The sequence below is a fragment of the Kitasatospora sp. NPDC051914 genome (assembly GCF_040680995.1).
GTDB lineage: Bacteria > Actinomycetota > Actinomycetes > Streptomycetales > Streptomycetaceae > Kitasatospora.
This window is the reverse complement of the sequence record NZ_JBFAXX010000057.1, coordinates 39,045-55,827: the sequence shown is the minus strand read 5'-3', so window position 1 is coordinate 55,827 and position 16,783 is coordinate 39,045. Positions and strand designations below refer to the sequence as shown.

Sequence of the window (16,783 nt, the reverse complement as noted above, 5' to 3'; positions counted from 1 at the left end):
TGCAGTCGCGAGGGTGTCTGTCTCGGTCGTCACAAACTGAGGTTGGACACCCTCGCGCTGTCCGCGCAGCTATCCCTTGGAATCAGTCGTCTAGGCTGGCAGTGGCGTCTGATCCCGGGATCTCGGAGGAGCCGGTGGGCCACGCGTCGGGTGAGGGCTCGGTGCCCCTGCCGCAGCTGCGGCTGGACGACCTGCTGGACGAGCTGCAGGGCCGGCTGGACGCCGCCCGCACCACGCGCGACCGGGTGCACAGCCTGCTGGAGGCGGTGCTGGCGGTCGGCCGTGACCTGGAGCTGCCTCAGGTGCTGCGGCACATCGTGGAGGCGGCGGTGTCGCTGGTGGACGCCGAGTACGGGGCGCTCGGTGTGATCGGCGAGGACCGGCGGCTGGCGCAGTTCATCCCGGTCGGGATGTCGGACGAGCAGGTGAAGGAGATCGGGGACCTGCCGTCGGGACACGGCGTGCTGGGCGAGCTGATCAGGAACCCGGAGCCGCTGTGCCTGGCGGAGATCTCCTCGCACCCGTCCTCGTACGGCTTCCCGCCGCACCATCCGCCGATGCACACCTTCCTGGGGGTGCCGATCCGGGTGCGCGGGCGGGTGTTCGGCAACCTGTACCTCACCGAGAAGCGCGGCGGGCGGGAGTTCGACGCCGAGGACGAGTCGGTGCTGGCCACGCTCGCGGTGGCGGCGGGCGTGGCGGTCGACAACGCCCGGCTGTACGCGCAGGCGCGGCTGCGCGAGCGGTGGCTGGCGGCGAGCGCGGAGGTCACCGCGGGCCTGCTGTCCGGCCTCGGCGAGCAGGAGGTGCTGGACCTGCTGGTCGACCGGGCCGGCGAGATCGCCCGCGCCGACCTGACGGTGGTGGCGCTGCCGGTGCCGGACACGGAGGAGCTGGAGGTGCGGATCGCGTCCGGGCTGCGGGCCGACGAGCACGCGGGGCTGGTACTGCCGCTGGCCGGTTCCTTCGTCGGCGCGGCGGCCACCGCGGGCACCGCGGTGACCAGCCCGGACGTGCAGCACGATCCGCGGATCACGGCGGGGCCGCCGCGCTGGGAGGGCCTCGGGCCGGCGGTCACGGTGCCGATCGGCACCGCGGAGGGCGGGGTCCGCGGGGTGCTGATGCTGGCCAGGGCGGCGGGCCGGCCGCTGTTCGACCCGGAGGAGTCCGTGCCGCTGTCGGGCTTCGCCGGGCAGGCCGCGGTGGCGATGGAGCTGGCCGAGCGCCGCCGCGACTCCGAGCAGGTGGCGCTGCTGCGGGAACGCGACCGGATCGCCCGCGACCTGCACGACCTGGCGATCCAGCGGCTGTTCGCGACCGGGATGACGCTGCAGGGCGCGACCCGTTTCATCGACCATCCGGAGGCCGCCGACCGGGTGCTGCGCGCGATCGACGACCTGGACGAGACCGCCAGGACGATCCGCGCGACCATCTTCGGGCTGCGCACCCGGGACGCCTCGCCCGCCGCGGGCGGGTTGCGGGCCCGGGCGGTGGGGGCGGTGGAGCGGGCCGCCGCGGTGCTGGGCTTCGCGCCGGCGCTGCGGATGTCGGGGCTGCTGGACACCGTGGTGCCGCCGGGGACGGCCGACGAGGCGGTGGCGGTGCTGCAGGAGGCCCTGTCGAACACGGCCCGGCACGCCCGTGCGTCGGCCGTCGAGGTGTCGGTCGACGCGGGCGCGGAGCTGGTGGTCTCGGTACGGGACGACGGTGTGGGGCTGCCGGAGGGCGGCCGGCGCAGTGGTCTGGCGAACCTCGCCGAGCGGGCGGCCGCCCTCGGCGGGGAGTTCACGGCACGGGGGCGGCCGGGCGGCGGCACCGAGGTGGTGTGGCGGGTCCCGCTCGACGGGGCGTGACGGTCGGGATCGCGGGACGGACCCCGGGCGTCACCCGCCGACGGGCTCGCCGTCCGGGTCGTCGACGACCACGGCGAGCGGGAGGCGCGGTGTCGGGGCGCCCTCGGGGCCGTAGCCGAGGCGGATCAGCAGCTGGACGTGGCCGGGGCCCCGGTGGGTGTCGCGGGCCTCCGCGCGCAGGTACGGCCACTCCATGGCCTGGTGCAGCAGCGAGGCGCGGACGCCGTGGACGGTGGCCAGCAGCAGGACGTGCTCGAGGGCGAGGCCGGCGGTCAGCCAGTCCTCGGGGCTGTCGCCGGTGGTGGTGAGGACGGCGATGCACGGGTCGGGTTCGAAGGCGGCGGGCTGCTGGTGCTCGGCGGGGTGCAGGGCGGAGAAGTCCCGCACCGGGAGCCGTCCTGCGGTGTCCTGCGGGCCGAGTGCGGCGGCCGGGATGCCGTAGGGCGCCGGGCCGGTGCGCGGACGGACCCAGGTGCGGCTCTCGGCGCTGCGCTCCGGGTCGGTGGTGTTGCGGCGTTCGGCCTCGGCGGTGAGGTGGAGCAGCCGGTCCCGTTCGGTGCGGTCGGGCAGGACGAGGAGTGCGCCCTCGGTGCGGGCGGCCCGGGCGAATTCGTCGAGCAGGACGGGCGGCAGCGGGGTGTCGGCGAACGGGGTGCGGACGGTGTGCCGGCGCCAGATGGCGTCGTACAGCTCGGTGGTGCCGGGGAGGTCGACGAGGGCGGGTTCGTCGAGGTCGACGGCGGCGAGCAGGTCGGGCTCGGCGGAGTCGGGCAGCAGCCGGACCCTGGGTGCCCAGCCGAGCCGGCGGGCGGCGGTGCGCAGGTTGAACACGGCGGCGCCGACGGAGATGTGCAGGGCGCGTCCGCGGGGGTCGGTGGCGGGCAGGCCGCGCTCGGGGGCGGCGTGGACCTCGAGGGTGGAGGTCTCGGGGCGCAGCCGGAAGCGCCACGGCTGGCTGTTGTGGACGGAGGGTGCGGCGATCGCGGCGGAGAGCAGTTTCTCGAGTGCGACGGCGTCGAGGGCCTCGGTGCGCATGGCGGCCTCCTGGGTGGGCGTGGTCGGCGGCGGGGCGGAGGTCGTCCGCGGGGCGGTGGGCCTGCGGTGCGGAGGGTCTCCGGCCGGTGCCGGTACTCGTCGGCGTCGATCTCGCCGCGGGCGAAGCGTTCGGCGGGCGGTTGCCCGGGGGTGGGGCGGGCGGCCCCCTCCTCCGGGGCGGTCGGTCTGCGGGCTGTTCGCCCACTTAGATCGTCCCGCTGCGGTGGGGGCGGGGCTTGGGCCGATCGGCCCGGTTCGGCGGCCGCTGGGCTCAGGACGGTGGGCCCGGGCGGTACGGGCGGGGGTGGTGGTGCGGGTCCTCGCCCTCGGCGTGGGCGGCGAGGACGGCGGCCTGCAGGCGGCGTTCGACGCCGAGTTTGGCGAGCAGCCGGGAGACGTGGTTCTTGACGGTCTTCTCGGCGAGGTAGAGCCGTTCGCCGATCTGCCGGTTGGTCAGGCCCTCCCCGACGAGGGCGAGGATCTCCTTCTCGCGCGGGGTGAGGGCGGCGAGGGCGGCGTCGGTCTCCGGTTCCTCGTCCTGGTGGCGGAGGTTCTCCATGAGCTGGCGGGTGGTGGCCGGGTCGAGCATGGACTGGCCGGCGGCGACGGTGCGGACGGCGCCGACCAGGTCGGAACCCTTGACCTGCTTGAGGACGTAACCGGCGGCCCCCGCCATGATCGCGTCGAGCAGGGCGTCGTCGTCGTCGAAGGAGGTGAGCATCAGGCAGGCGAGTCCGGGGAGGGTGCTGCGGAGTTCGCGGCAGACGGAGACGCCGTCGCCGTCGGGGAGGCGGACGTCCAGGACGGCGACGTCGGGGCGCAGCGCGGGCACCCGGGCGAGGGCCTGGGCGCAGGTGCCGGCCTCGCCGACGACTTCGAGGCCGGGTTCGGCCTCCAGCAGGTCCCGCACTCCGCGGCGGACGACCTCGTGGTCGTCGAGGAGGAAGATCCTCACGGGCGCCGGCCCGGTGCCGCCGGTGGTGTCCATCGTGTCTCCCGTGGGTACGGGGCGGGTGCTCTTCGATTCTGCGCGGGGCGCGGCCGGGCCGCACCGGGCGGCACGCCCCGGGGCAGCGGGTGTGCGGCCGGGTCAGCCGGTGGTGGCGGCGGGCGGCGGGCGGAGCCGGCGCAGGTGGGGGTCGAAGGGGGTGCGGGGCTCGATGCGGACGCGGGCGTCGACGCAGACCAGGCCGCCGGGCCGGGCGATCAGCGGGTTGAGGTCGGCCTCGGCGAGCTGCGGCAGGTCGGCGGCCATCCGGGAGACGCCGGCGAGCACGGCGCGGACGGCGGCGACGTCCACCGCGGGCGTGCCGGGGGTGCCGGCGGTCGTGTCGGCCGTCAGCGGGGCGCCGCGGAGTTCGCCCAGCATGGTGTCGACGTCGGCGGTGGTGAGCGGGGCGAGCCTGGCGGTGCGGTCGTCGAGCAGGTCGGTGGCGGTGCCGCCGAGTCCGAGGACGACCAGGGGGCCGAAGACCTCGTCCTGGACGGCGCCGGCGAGCAGTTCGAGGCCGGGGGCGGCCATCGGCTGGACGACGGTGCCGGCCAGGTCGGTGCCGAAGCGGGTGGTGAACTCCCGGTGGGCGGCGCGGACCTCGTCCTCGCCGAGGAGTCCGGTGCGGACGCCGCCGGCGCGGCCCTTGTGGACGAGCCCGGGGACGTGTGCCTTGAGGACGACCCGGCCGTCGTGGCCGACCCGGCCGAGCGAGCGGGCGGCGGCGACGGCGGAGCGCTCGTCGGGCGCCTGCACGGACAGCATGAGCGGGATGCCGTAGCAGTCGAGGAGGCGGGCGGTGCGGGCCGGGTCGAGCCAGCCGCCGTCGGGGTGTTCGGTGAGGTGCTCGTCGAGGACGCGGACGGCCCCGACCGGGTCGTGGACGGGCGGGAGGGCCTCGGTGCCGGGCGGTTCGGCGAGCAGCCGGGCGCGGTCGCGGGCGTGGGCGAGGGCGCGGGCGGCGGCGAGCGGGTCGGCGTAGCTGGGGATGCGGCGGCCGTCGGCGCCGTCGAGGTGCCGGACGGGCATCTGCTGGTCGACGAGGACGGCGGCGACGGGGGTGCGGCGCCGCCCGGGGCCGTCGTGCAGGGCGCGGCGCGGGTCGTCGGGGCCGCTGGCGACGGCGGTGGGGACGAGGCAGACCAGCAGGGCGTCGACGGCCGGGTGCCGGTCGAGGAGGTCGATGCAGTCGAGGAGTTCGTCGGGGCGGACGGCTGCGGTGGCGTCGACGGGGTTGGCGGTGGTGGCACCGCCGGGGAGGACGGTGCGCAGGGCGGCGGCGAGGTCCTCGGGCAGCGGCGGGAGGTCGAGTCCGGCGTCGGCGCAGGCGTCCGCGGCGAGGACGCCGATGCCGCCGGCGTTGGAGAGGACGACGGTGCGGCAGCGCGGCTGCGGCAGCGCCTGGGCGTGCAGCAGGGCGGCCGTCTCGACGAGTTCGCCGATGCTGCGGGTGGCGGTGATCCCGGCCTGCCGGAACAGCGCCTGCCGGGTGACGGTGGGGGTGGCGGCGGCCGCGGAGTGCGAGGTGGCGCCTCGGCGGCCGGCGGCGGAGCGGCCGGCGTCGACGGTGAGGACGGGCAGGGTGCGGGTGACCCGGCGGGCGGTGCGGGCGAAGGCACGCGGGTTGCCGAAGGACTCCAGGTGGAGCAGGGCGAGGTCGGTGCGTCCGTCGGCCTCCCACCACTGCAGCAGGTCGTTGCCGCTGACGTCGTACTTGTCGCCGAGCGAGACGAAGCTGGAGACGCCGATGTCGAGCCAGGCCAGGCGGTCGAGCAGGGCGATGCCGACGCCGCCGGACTGCACGGCGACGCCGGCGCTGCCGGGCAGCGGGAGGGCGCCGCCGAATTCGGCGTCCAGGCGGACCTCCGGGTCGGTCTGGGCGATGCCGAGGCTGTTCGGGCCGACCAGGCGCATGCTGTGCCGGCGGCAGGAGTGCATCAGCTGGGCGGCGGCCTCGTGGTCGAGGCCGGCGGTGAGGACGACCAGGGCGCGCACCCCGGCCCGGCCGCACTCCTCGGCGGCGGCCGGCACCGCGGCGGCCGGCACGGCGAGGACGGCGAGGTCCGGGGTGCCGGGCAGGGCGGCGGTCGCGGGGAAGGCGGGCTCGCCGGCGACCTGGTCGGCGTACGGGTTGACGGCCCACAGCTCGCCGGTGAAGCCGCCCTCGCGGATCCTGACGAGGACGGCGTGGCCGACCGCGCCCGGTCGCCGGGAGGCACCGACGACGGCGACCGCGCGCGGCCGGAGCAGGGCGGTGAGGCTGGCGACGTCGGCGGTGGCGCCGCGGGCCTCGACGGCTTCGCGGTGGTGCTCGTCGTCCTCGTCCAGGCGGACGGTGAGCCGGATCTCGCCCTGGTCGAGGTGGCGCCGGACGGGCAGGCCGAGGTCGGCGAAGACGCGGTGGACGGCGCGGTTCCCGACGAGGGTGTCGGCCTCGACGGTGTGGACGCCGCGCTCGCGGGCGGCGTGCAGCAGGTGCTCGACGAGCAGGGTGGCGACGCCACGGTGGTGCCAGGCGTCGGCGACGGCGACGGCGATCTCGGCGGTGCCGGGCCGGTCGGGGGCGGTCTCGTAGTCGGCCTCGCCGACGAGTTCGCCGCCGACCCAGGCGCCGAGGGCGAGGAAACCGGGGCGGGGCGGGGCGCAGAGCCGTTCGGCGGCGAGCAGCGGGGCGCGTCGGCTGGCGCCGAAGAACCGCAGCCGGCGGCTCTCCTCGGACATCCGGACGGCGTGCAGGTCGAGGACGGCGGCGTGGTCGCGGGCCTCGATCGGGCGGATGGCGGCGGTGGTGCCGTCGGCGAGGAGGGCCTCGGCGGCGGGTGGCCGGTGCGGCAGGGTGGGCATGGCTGGGCTCCTCGCTCGCCGGGCGGGTGCCGGGCGGGATCGCGGTCGCCGGTGCTTCCACGGTCGGCCGGGCGGCGGTGCCGCGGACAGGGCCGGGCGGCCCCTTCCCGAGGGGCGTTGGGGCACTCACCGGGGGCACTCACCGGGGGCACGCCCCCACGGGTTGTGCGTGCCCTCAGTCGGCGGTGCGGAGTTCTCCGGCGACCTGGTGGGCCCACTGCCGGATGTGCTCGGCGTTGCGGTAGTCGCCGCCCTTGCCCTTCCTGACCATCATGCGGGCGATCAGGCCGGGGGTGTCCTCGGTCATGCTGCCGCCGAAGGTGACGTGGCCGCGGGCGTGCAGGCGTTCCATCTCGCGGGCGGCACCGGGCACAGGCAGGAGGTCCTCCTGTTCGGCGGAGCCGTCGATCGGGCCGCTGCTGAACAGCCAGACGGGCCGCTCGTTCAGCGCGTCGGCGTTGCGGTGGGCGCAGCGCAGGGCGTCGCGGTGCCAGTGGCCGGCGTACAGGGAGCCGCCGAGGATGACGGCGTCGTACGGGGTGACGTCGCGGACCTCGCCGGCGGGGACGACGGAGGCCTCGAAGCCGTCCTGTTGGAGGGCGAGGCCGATTTCGGCGGCGATTCCGGCGGTGGCGCCGTGCTTGCTGCCGTAGGCGACCAGGATCCTCTGGGTCTTCGTAGCGTTCATCACGTCCTCCCGTCGCCGGTCGGCCGGGGTGCCGGGCGGCAGGTGCCGACATCTCCAGGGTGGGGCACGGGGGCGGAGGCGGCCAGGGCCGTCGGGGGCGGTGCGGGTGGGCCGTTCGGCTGCCCGGTCGTCCCTGCTCGCCTCCGGGCGCTGCGAACCGGTGCCGACGGTCCGTCAGCGTTCGGCGCCGGGCGGGGCGGTGGACTCCCGGGGGACGAGGACCGGGTCCGGTGCGGGCCGGGAGGGTGCCGTGCCGTCGTCGAGGACCTCGAAGAGGCAGCGGGCGGCCTGGGCGCCGAAGCCGAACACATCGCGGCTCATCGCGGAGAGCCGGGGCCGTACGAGCCGGCACAGCTGCGAGTCGTCCCAGGCGACCAGGGAGAGGTCCTGGGGCACCCGCAGGCCCATCTCGGTGGCGACGGAGAGGCCGGCGACGGCCATCACGTCGTTGTCGTAGAGGACGGCGGTGGGGCGGTGCGCGGAGGCGAGCAGGGTGCGGGTGGCGCGGGAGCCGCCCTCTCCGGAGTAGTCGGCGGGCAGCGAGACCGCGTCCCCCAGGCCGAGTTCGGCGGAGACCTCTTCGAAGGCGCGGGTGCGGACGGCGCTGTGGCCGAGGCCGGCGGGGCCGCCGACCCGGGCGATCCGGCGGTGGCCGAGGGCCGCGAGGTAGCGGACGGCCTCCCGGACGGCGCGGTCGTCGTCCGTCCACACGGCCGGGTACGGGCCGGCCAGGGAGGGGTCGCCGACGGCGACGGCGGGCAGGCCGACGGCGGAGAGGGCGGGGATGCGTGGGTCGTCGGTGCGCAGGTCGACGAGGAGGGAGCCGCCGACCCGGCGGCCCTGCCACCATTCGCGCTGGACGTCGATCTCCTCCTCGATGCTGCCGACCAGTCGCAGCAGCAGGGAGCAGCGGCGTTCCACCAGGACGCTCTCGACGCCGGCGATGAAGTCCATGTAGAAGGGCTCCCGGCCGAGCATGGGCGCGGGCCGGGCGAGGACCAGGCCGACGGTGTCGACCTGCCGGGCGGAGAGCGCGCGGGCGGCGGTGTTGGGGGTCCAGCCGAGTTCGCGGGCGGTGGCGAGGATGCGTTCGCGGGTGGCGGCGGAGACGCCGGGGCGGTCGTTGAGGGCGAGCGAGACGGCTGCGGTGGAGACGCCCGCGCGGTCGGCGACGTCGCGGATGGTGACCCGTCTGGTGTCCGACCTTCCCCGGCTCATCGTCGGCCCTCCGGGGGCGCGGCGGCCCCGTGTCGCGGCTCCGCGCGCCCGCCCGCACGAAGATCGGCGTCCAATCTATGTGCCGTGCCGGTCCCGTGTCCACGAACCGGTTGAGGCCGGACGGGCGTCCGCGGGCCGCCCCGGGACGGGCCGTCGGACGCTGTCGGCTCAAGCGGTTGAGCGGCGGGCGGTGCCGGTGGGGCGGTTGCGGGGCGGTTGCGGGGCGGTTGCGGGTCAGCGTTCGACGACGAGGCTGTGGCAGGTCCAGCTGAACCGGGAGGGGCCGTCGGCGGGCGGGCGCGGGTGGTAGGTGCCGTCGGAGACGGAGAGGTTGACGATCAGGTAGGCGTGCCAGGTGGAGCCGACGCCCCGGCGGTCGGAGTGGACGGCGGCACCGTTGGCGTACCAGTCGACGGAGGTGCGGCCGAAGACGGTGCGGAGCTCGACGGTGGCGCCGGGGGCTATGCCGGCCGCGCCGCCGTGCCAGTAGCGGTAGCCGCCGCGGACGTGGTTGGAGACCTCCAGCAGGTCGGGGTTGTCGGGGTGGTACTCGAAGACGTCGATCTCGTTGCCGCCGTCCCGCCAGGTCCAGATGGCGGGCCAGGCGCCGAGGGCGGTGGGGAGGGTGACCCGGGCGAGCATCACGTCGCCGGGCCGCAGCTGGAAGCCGTCCGGGCTGCCCTCGGTGGTGAGCAGGTTGCAGTTCCACAGGTCGCTGCCGGGCCGCCGGGCGGCGGCGAAGACACCGCCGGGGCAGTAGGCGGGGACGAGGTGGTCGAGCTTGTGGTCGCTCCTGTTGGTGGGCCCCATCCGGGGGTAGGCGCTGCTGCGCCCCGCCACCCACTGCCGTGCCGACGTGAAGTCCGCGCTGAAGACCGTTGCCATCGCCGCCTCCCGGTTGCCGGTCCGCCGCGTTTTGGGCGGACGCCGTCAATCACTGGGAGTGAACTACCCGTCACGGTTCGTCATATGCGAATCGGAGGCTCCGAATCCGGACCGGTGGCCGTGTCCTCGCGGCGGGCGTGGCGCAGTTCCTCGAGCCCGGTGGTCATCCGGCCGAGGAAGCGGGCGACGGTGCGCAGTTCGTCGGGGCTGAACTCGGCGGCCACGGCGTCGGTGCAGTCGGCGACGGGGGCGAACCAGGCGGCGGCCATCCGGCTGGCGCCGGGGTTGTAGTGCACCTGGACCTGGCGGCGGTCGGCGGCGTCGCGGCTGCGGCGGATGTGCCCGGCGCGCTCCAGCCGGTCGAGGACGGCGGTGACGGCGCCGGAGGTGAGGGCGAGTTCCTCCCGCAGCCGACCGGGGGTGACCGGGCCGGGGGTGATGCCGGTGGAGCCGCGCATGATCGCGAGGAGCGCCTGGACGTCGGTGGCGTGCAGGCCCTGCGCGGCGGCGAAGTCGTGGCCGAGCAGGTTCATCTCGGAGGCGAGTCCTTGCAGGAGGTTGCCGAAGGCCTTGCTGTCGGGCGTCCGCTGCGCGGGGGCGGTCGACTCCTGGTCGGACAAGGGTCACCTCTCGGTCGGTGGGCTGCGCCGGGCGGGAGCCCCCAGCCTAGGGCGTCCCCACCCCTCCGATTATCTCAATGGTCAAGTCTTTCGATTATTGAGATATCATCGCGTCCGACCGCCGACCGACCCCGGAGGACCCGCCGTGCCCCCACGCCGCATCCGGCTTCTGCTCCCCCTGGCCCTCGTCGTCGTCTGGCTGGCCCTCGGCGGCGCGTTCGGCTCCTTCGCCGGCCGCCTGACCGAGGTGTCCACCAACGACCGGGCCGCCTTCCTGCCCAAGAGCGCCGAGTCGACCAGGGCCGCCGCCCTGGAGAAGGGCTTCCAGGCCGAGGGCACCCTCCCGGTGATCGTCGTCTGGGAGGCCCGCGACGGCTCGGTCACCGCCGAGCAGCGCACCGCCGCCGACCGGGCCCTGCAGGCCGCGGCCACCGTGCCGGGCGCGACCGGCCAGGCCTCCCCCGCCCGGCCCTCCGAGGACGGCCGGGCCCTGCAGGGCGTGGTCGCCCTCCGCTCCGACCTCGGCCGTCAGACCGCGGACAGCGTCGACGCCGTCCGTGCCCGGGTCGAGCAGGTGCCCGGCACCACCGTGGCACTGGCCGGCCCGGCGGCGATCACGGCCGACCTTGGCGGGGCGTTCGCCGGCATCGACGGCCTGCTGCTGGGCGTCGCGCTCGGCGTGGTGCTGGTCATCCTGCTCGCCGTCTACCGCAGCGTGCTGCTGCCGCTGCTGGTGATCGTCGGCGCGGTGTTCGCCCTCGGCGTCGCCTGCGCCCTGGTGTACGTGCTGGCGCAGCACGGCATCGTCCGGGTGGACGGGCAGATCCAGGGCCTGCTGTCGATCCTGGTGATCGGCGCCGCGACCGACTACGCGCTGCTGCTCTCGGCCCGCTTCCGCGAGGAACTCCCGCTGCACCCCGACCGGTTCGCGGCGATGCGGACGGCCTGGCGGCGCTCCGCGGAGCCGATCGTCGCCTCCGGGCTGACCGTGGCACTGGGCCTGCTGGTGCTGCTGCTCTCCGATCTGACGAACAACCGGGCACTGGGCCCGGTCGGCGCGATCGGCATCGGCTGCGCGGTGGTGTCCGCACTGACCTTCCTGCCGGCCGCACTGGTGCTCTGCGGCCGCGCCGCGTACTGGCCGGCCCGCCCGCCTGCGGACGGCTCCGCACCGGTGCACGGCATCTGGCAGCGGGTGGCGGCGCTCGTCGGGCGGCGTCCCCGGGCGACCTGGGCCTGCGCCCTGGCGGTGCTGGTGGCCTGTGCGGCCTTCGCGCCCGCACTGGACGCCCGCGGCGTCGCGCAGACCGACCTGTTCGTCAAGGCTCAGCCCTCGGTGGCCGCGCAGAAGGTGCTGTCGGCGCACTTCCCCGGCGGCTCCGGCAACCCGGCGGTGATCGTCGCCCGCGCGGAGAAGGCGGAGGCGGTCGCGGCCGCGGCCCGCGCGGTGCCCGGGGTGAGCGCGGTCGCCGCGTTCACCGGCGGCGCGCCGGGCGGCCCGGCGAAGACCGTCGACGGGCTGGTCCGCCTCGACGCCACGCTCGCCGACCCGGCGGACGGCGACGCGGCGGTGGCCACCGTGCTGCGGCTGCGCGACGCGGTGCACGCCGTGGACGGCGCGGACGCCCTGGTCGGCGGCTACACCGCACAGCAGGAGGACACCCGGGCCACCGCCTCCCGCGACCGCGGGGTGATCGTCCCGGTGGTGCTGGTGTGCATCCTGCTGATCCTGATCGTGCTGCTGCGCTCGCTGGTGGCGCCGCTGCTGCTGGCGGCGACGGTGGCGCTCTCGTACCTCGCGGTGCTCGGCGTCTCTGCGGTCGTCTTCCCGCACGTGCTGGGCTTCCCGGCCACCGACCCGTCGGTGCCGCTGTACGGCTACGTGTTCCTGGTGGCGCTCGGCGTGGACTACAACATCTTCCTGATGACCCGGGCCCGCGAGGAGTCGCTGCGGCACGGCACCCGGGAGGGTGTGCTGCGGGCGCTCACCGCGACCGGCGGCGTGATCACCTCGGCCGGCGTGGTGCTCGCCGCGACCTTCGCCGCCCTCGGCGTGATCCCGCTGGCGTTCCTGGTGCAGATCGCCTTCATCGTCGCCTTCGGCGTGCTGCTGGACACCCTGCTGGTCCGCTCGCTGCTGGTCCCGGCGCTGGTGTACGACCTCGGCGCCCGCTCCTGGTGGCCGGCCCGGCTCGACCCGGTGGAGGCCCCGGCCGAGCCGGCCGGTGAGCAGGTCCCGGCGGCCCGCTGAACAGGGACGCCGCACCACTGTCCAAGCCGGGCGGGCGGGCGTACGGTGGCCACACGGCACTGTGCGCACGCCCGCCCGGCTGCGACCGCCGACCCCGCGCTCCCCCGGCCCCGCGCCCCTGCACCCACGCACCCCTCCTGCCCACACTCCCGCCCTGACGCCCGGCGGCGAACCGCACCGCTGGAGGCCGACCATGGCCGACCCCAAGGCGTTCCTGAACACGCCCCGGCTGCTCCGCGCCCGCCGGACCGTCGCGGCCCGGGTGCACGACTGGGAGGAGGTCTACCAACGGCGGGCACTGCTCCCGATCATCGGCAGCCAGGCGGCCCGGTGCATGGACTGCGGCCTGCCGTTCTGCCACCAGGCCTGCCCGCTGGGCAACCTCGTCCCGGAGTGGAACCGTCTGGTCTCCGAGAACGACTGGCGCGACGCCGTGGAACGGCTGGCCGCCACCAACAACTTCCCGGAGTTCACCGGCCGGCTCTGTCCGGCGCCCTGCGAGAGCGCCTGCGTGCTGGCCATCAACGCCGACGCGGTGACCATCAAGAACGTCGAACTCGCCATCGCCGACCACGCCTGGGAACACGGCCTGGAACCGCCGCGGCCGCCGGAGCGCCGCACCGGGCGCACCGTCTCGGTGGTCGGCTCCGGCCCCGCCGGCCTGGCCGCCGCCCAGCAGCTCACCCGGGCCGGCCACACCGTCACCGTCTACGAGCGCACCGACCGGATCGGCGGCCTGCTGCGCTACGGCATCCCGGACTTCCGACTGGAGAAGCACCGCCTCGACCGCAGGATCGACCAACTCCGCGCCGAAGGAACGCAGTTCCGTACCGGCGTGGCCGTCGGGCGGGACCTGCCGGCGGACGAGCTGCGGGCCGGCTGCGACGCGGTGGTGATCGCCGTGGGCGCCACCGCCTGGCGCGAACTCCCGGTGCCCGGGCGGGAGTCCGCCGGCATCCACCAGGCCATGGAGTACCTGCCGCTGGCCAACCGGGTGGTGGCTGGCGACCTCGACCGCTCCCCGGTCAGCGCCCGGGGCCGGCACGTGGTGGTGATCGGCGGCGGCGACACCGCAGCCGACTGCGTGGGCACCGCTGTGCGCCAGGAGGCACTGGACGTACGGCAGTTGGACATCCACCCGCGGCCACCCGAGGCCCGCCCGGAGGCGCAGCCCTGGCCCGTCCACCCCAAGATCCACCGGGCGACCACCTCGCACGAGGAGGCCGGCGAACTCCGGCCGCCGACCCTCGCGGACCCGGACATCCGGGCCTACGCCTCCGCCACCGTCCGCTTCGACACCGACTCCGGCGGACACGTCTCGGCCGTCCGCTTCGCCGACGCCGAACCCGGCAGCCGGACCCCGGTGCCCGGCACCGAGCACGCGCTCCCCGCCGACCTCGTACTGCTCGCCCTCGGCTTCTCCGGCCCCGAACACGGCACCGGCCTGGCCGAACAGTTGGGCCTCGGCCTGGACGCCCGCGGCAACCTCGCCCGGGACGGCCGGTTCGCGGCCGGGCCGGAGGGCGTCTTCGTCGCGGGCGACGCCGGCCGCGGCCAGTCCCTGGTCGTCTGGGCCATCGCCGAAGGCCGCGCGGCGGCCGCCGCCGTCCACCGCTACCTCACCGGCCGCGACGAACTCCCCTCCCCCATCACCCCCGCCGACCACGCCATCACCCCCGAGGACGTCCCCCCGCTCCCCGCCTAATGGGAGCTACCGGGTCGGAGAGGCTGACCGACAGGGGCGCCGAGAACTGCGCAATCCGGCTCGCACGGGCAACCACCGGAGGCGCTGGGGGCACCTCCCGGCCGAAGGCTGGGGGCGGAACTGCGCGATGCGGATGCGGGCCGCCGCACAGGACACGGGTCGCCCCCATGACGCCGCGGCACCCGCCCGGACTGCGCACTTCCCCCGGCTTCACCACCCGTCCGGCTTCACCACCCGTCGCCGGCCAGCAGCTCGCGGATGCAGCCGCGCAGCCAGGCGTGGGCCGGGTCGGCGTCGTGGCGGGGGTGCCAGGCCAGCCCGAAGGGGAGGGAGGGCAGGTCGAGCGGGATGTCGACCGTCACCAGCCCCAGAGCGTCGGCCAGACTACGGCTGCGGCTGGTGGTGAGACCGATCAGATCGGTGCTGCGCAGCACGAACAGTGCCGCCGGATAGGTCGCCACGGTGCCCACCACCGTGCGGGAGAGGCCGAGTTCGGCGAGGGCGGTGTCGATCGGGCCGTGCAGGCGGCCGCGCCGGGAGACGCCGATGTGCCGGCCGGCGGCGAACCGTTCCGGAGTGAGCGGGCCGTCGAGCAGCGGGTGGCCGGCCCGGACGACGGCCAGCATCCGGTCCTCGTAGAGCTGTTCGACATGCACCTCGGGCGAGGTGGTGTCGATGACCCCGACCTCCAGGTCGGCGGTGCCCTCGCGCAGGGCGGGGGCGTCGAGGTGGCTCTCGCCGAAGAACCGCAGGCGCACCCCGGGGGCCTCGGCCGCGGTGCGCGCGAACAGTCCGGCGCCGTGGGCGGCGGCGAAGGCGTCGTGCGCCAGAACGGTGAACGTCCGGTCCAGGGTGCGCAGATCGACCTGCCCGCCGGCGGTGAACAGTGCCCGGGCGCGCTCCACCACGGCGCGGACCTCGGGGTGGAGCGCGAGTGCGTGCGGGGTCGGCACCATCGTCCGCCCGGCCCGGACGAGCACCGGGTCGCCGAGGGCCCGCCGGATGCGGCCCAGGGTGCGGCTCATGGCGGGCTCGGACAGGTGCAGCCGGGCCGCGGCGCCCGAGACGCTGCGTTCCTCGACGAGCACGTCCAGGGCGATCAGCAGGTTGAGGTCCATCATGGATTGCACGGCACGCATTCCTCTCATGCAGAACATGCACTGGATGCAATCCAAGCATCGCCCTACGGTGGACGGGAACCCACACACCTCCCGCTCCGGAAGGAGCTCCCCCGCCCATGCCCGAAAACACCCGGACGGCACTGCGCCGGTCCACCCTGCTCACGATGTGCGCCAGTGTGCTGGTCGCCCAGAGCATGGTCGCCGCGATCAACCTGATGATCCCCCAACTCGCCGCCTCCGCCCTGCATCCGTCCCCGAGTGCACTGCTCTGGACGGTCGACGCGTACGTCATCGTCTTCGCCGGTCTGCTGATCCCGGCCGGTGCGCTGGGCGACCGCTGGGGGCGGCGGCGTGCACTGCTCGCCGGGCTCGCCCTGTTCGCCGCGGGGGCGTGCCTGAGCGCCGGTGGCGGCACCCTCGGTTCGGTGGCCGCGCTCGTCGCCGGGCGGGCGGTCTCCGGCGCGGGGGCCGCGCTGGTCATGCCCGCCACCATGGCGGTGCTGGTGCACCTGGCCGGTCCGGAGCGGCGGGTGCAGGCCGTCGCCTCCTGGACGCTCGCGGTCGGCCTCGGCGGCCTGGCCGGGAACGTCGGCGGCGGCCTGACCGCCCAGTACCTGCCGTGGCAGGCGCTGTTCTGGGCGATGGCACCGCTGGCGGCCGTACTGGCGGCGGCCGTGCTCCGCACCGTCCCCGACCTGCCCCGCCACGCGACGCCGGCCGACCCGGTGGGCTCCGCGCTGCTGATCGGCGGTACAGGCGCCGTGCTGTACGGCATCATCGAGGGCCCCTCGCACGGCTGGTGGTCGGCGCCGGTGCTCACCGGGTTCGCGGCCGGGGCGGTGCTGCTGGCGCTGTTCACCGGGCACGGGCTGCGGGCGCGGCGGCCGCTGGTCGACCCCCGGGTGTTCCGCTCCCGCCGGCTGCGCGCTGCAGCCGTGGGCACGGCGGCGTCCTTCTTCGGCCTGTTCGCGCTGTTCTTCGTCAACTCGCAGTTCCTGCAGTACGCCAAGGGCTACTCGCCGGCCCGGACGGGGCTGGCGATCGTGCCGCTGACCGTCGGCATGGCCCTGGTGCCGCGGCTCGCCGCGCGGTTGCAGGACCGGCACGGCGTGCGCCTGGCGGCCGGTGGCGGGCTGGCCCTGATCGGCGGCGGGCTGCTCGGCGTCTCCACGGCCGGCCCGGCCACGCCGTACCCGGTGTACGCGCTGTGGCTGCTCGTGCTGTCGGCCGGCATGGGGCTGTGCGCCCCGGGCCTGACCCACACCGTGGTGTCCGAACTCCCCGGTCACCAGGCCGGGCTGGGCGCCGGGCTGAACACCGCGGCCCGGGAGCTCGGCGCGGCGCTCGGCGTCGCGGTCGTCGGCACGGTGCTCGCCTCGCACGCCGGTGGCGGATCTCCGCACGGCCCGGCCGAGTTCACCGCCGGGATGGCGGCCGGCCTGCGGGTGGTCGCGGTGCCGGTGCTGCTGGCGGCCGTCGCCGTGACGCTCGGCCTGCGCGGCCGGCCCGCCGGCGCCGGCCCCGCGGCGGTTCCCCGGCCCGTGGCGGACCGGAGCGCGAGCTGACCCGCGC

At 76.0% G+C, this 16,783-nt stretch carries 12 protein-coding genes; 4 read left to right on the top strand and 8 right to left on the bottom strand.

From position 1 onward, the window contains the following. Positions 1–134: 134 nt before the first annotated feature. Positions 135–1,853 carry a GAF domain-containing protein gene (locus tag AB0M03_RS30520; protein ID WP_363497175.1) on the top strand — a complete coding sequence of 573 codons (1,719 nt, stop codon included), beginning with the start codon at positions 135–137 and terminating at the stop codon, positions 1,851–1,853. Positions 1,854–1,883: 30 nt separating this feature from the next. On the opposite strand, the gene AB0M03_RS30515 is transcribed toward AB0M03_RS30520, so the two are convergent. The 7 genes from AB0M03_RS30515 to AB0M03_RS30485 all read right to left on the bottom strand — a co-directional run bounded on the left by AB0M03_RS30515 (position 1,884) and on the right by AB0M03_RS30485 (position 10,134). Beyond that, entirely contained in the window at positions 1,884–2,888 is a 1,005-nt protein-coding gene (locus AB0M03_RS30515; protein ID WP_363497172.1) for a hypothetical protein, read from the bottom strand. A 271-nt stretch (positions 2,889–3,159) separates the two neighbouring features. After that, positions 3,160–3,876 (bottom strand): response regulator transcription factor, encoded by a 717-nt coding sequence (locus AB0M03_RS30510; protein WP_363497170.1) that lies wholly within the window; start codon positions 3,874–3,876, stop codon positions 3,160–3,162. A gap of 102 nt (positions 3,877–3,978) precedes the next feature. Further along, entirely contained in the window at positions 3,979–6,723 is a 2,745-nt protein-coding gene (locus AB0M03_RS30505; RefSeq protein ID WP_363497167.1) for a GNAT family N-acetyltransferase, read from the bottom strand. A 175-nt stretch (positions 6,724–6,898) separates the two neighbouring features. Then, positions 6,899–7,411, bottom strand: a complete 513-nt coding sequence (locus AB0M03_RS30500; protein WP_363497164.1) for a flavodoxin domain-containing protein — start codon at positions 7,409–7,411, stop codon at positions 6,899–6,901. Positions 7,412–7,585: 174 nt separating this feature from the next. Next, positions 7,586–8,629 (bottom strand): LacI family DNA-binding transcriptional regulator, encoded by a 1,044-nt coding sequence (locus AB0M03_RS30495; RefSeq protein ID WP_363497161.1) that lies wholly within the window; start codon positions 8,627–8,629, stop codon positions 7,586–7,588. A 234-nt stretch (positions 8,630–8,863) separates the two neighbouring features. Further along, positions 8,864–9,514, bottom strand: a complete 651-nt coding sequence (locus AB0M03_RS30490) for a beta-glucanase (protein WP_363497158.1) — start codon at positions 9,512–9,514, stop codon at positions 8,864–8,866. Between the two features lie 80 nt (positions 9,515–9,594). After that, positions 9,595–10,134 (bottom strand): MarR family winged helix-turn-helix transcriptional regulator, encoded by a 540-nt coding sequence (locus AB0M03_RS30485; RefSeq protein WP_363497155.1) that lies wholly within the window; start codon positions 10,132–10,134, stop codon positions 9,595–9,597. 145 nt (positions 10,135–10,279) lie between these two features. Between AB0M03_RS30485 and AB0M03_RS30480 the strand changes: the two genes are divergently transcribed. Beyond that, complete coding sequence (locus AB0M03_RS30480; RefSeq protein WP_363497152.1) at positions 10,280–12,385, top strand: MMPL family transporter; 2,106 nt, start codon at positions 10,280–10,282, stop codon at positions 12,383–12,385. A 193-nt stretch (positions 12,386–12,578) separates the two neighbouring features. Next, positions 12,579–14,090 carry a glutamate synthase subunit beta gene (locus tag AB0M03_RS30475; RefSeq protein ID WP_363497149.1) on the top strand — a complete coding sequence of 504 codons (1,512 nt, stop codon included), beginning with the start codon at positions 12,579–12,581 and terminating at the stop codon, positions 14,088–14,090. Between the two features lie 227 nt (positions 14,091–14,317). Here AB0M03_RS30475 and AB0M03_RS30470 read toward each other — a convergent pair whose 3' ends face one another. Further along, on the bottom strand, positions 14,318–15,229 hold the full coding sequence (locus AB0M03_RS30470; RefSeq protein ID WP_363497146.1) for a LysR family transcriptional regulator: 912 nt from the start codon (positions 15,227–15,229) through the stop codon (positions 14,318–14,320). 98 nt (positions 15,230–15,327) lie between these two features. On the opposite strand from AB0M03_RS30470, the gene AB0M03_RS30465 reads away from it, so the two are divergent. Continuing rightward, entirely contained in the window at positions 15,328–16,776 is a 1,449-nt protein-coding gene (locus AB0M03_RS30465; RefSeq protein WP_363497144.1) for an MFS transporter, read from the top strand. Positions 16,777–16,783: the final 7 nt, after the last annotated feature.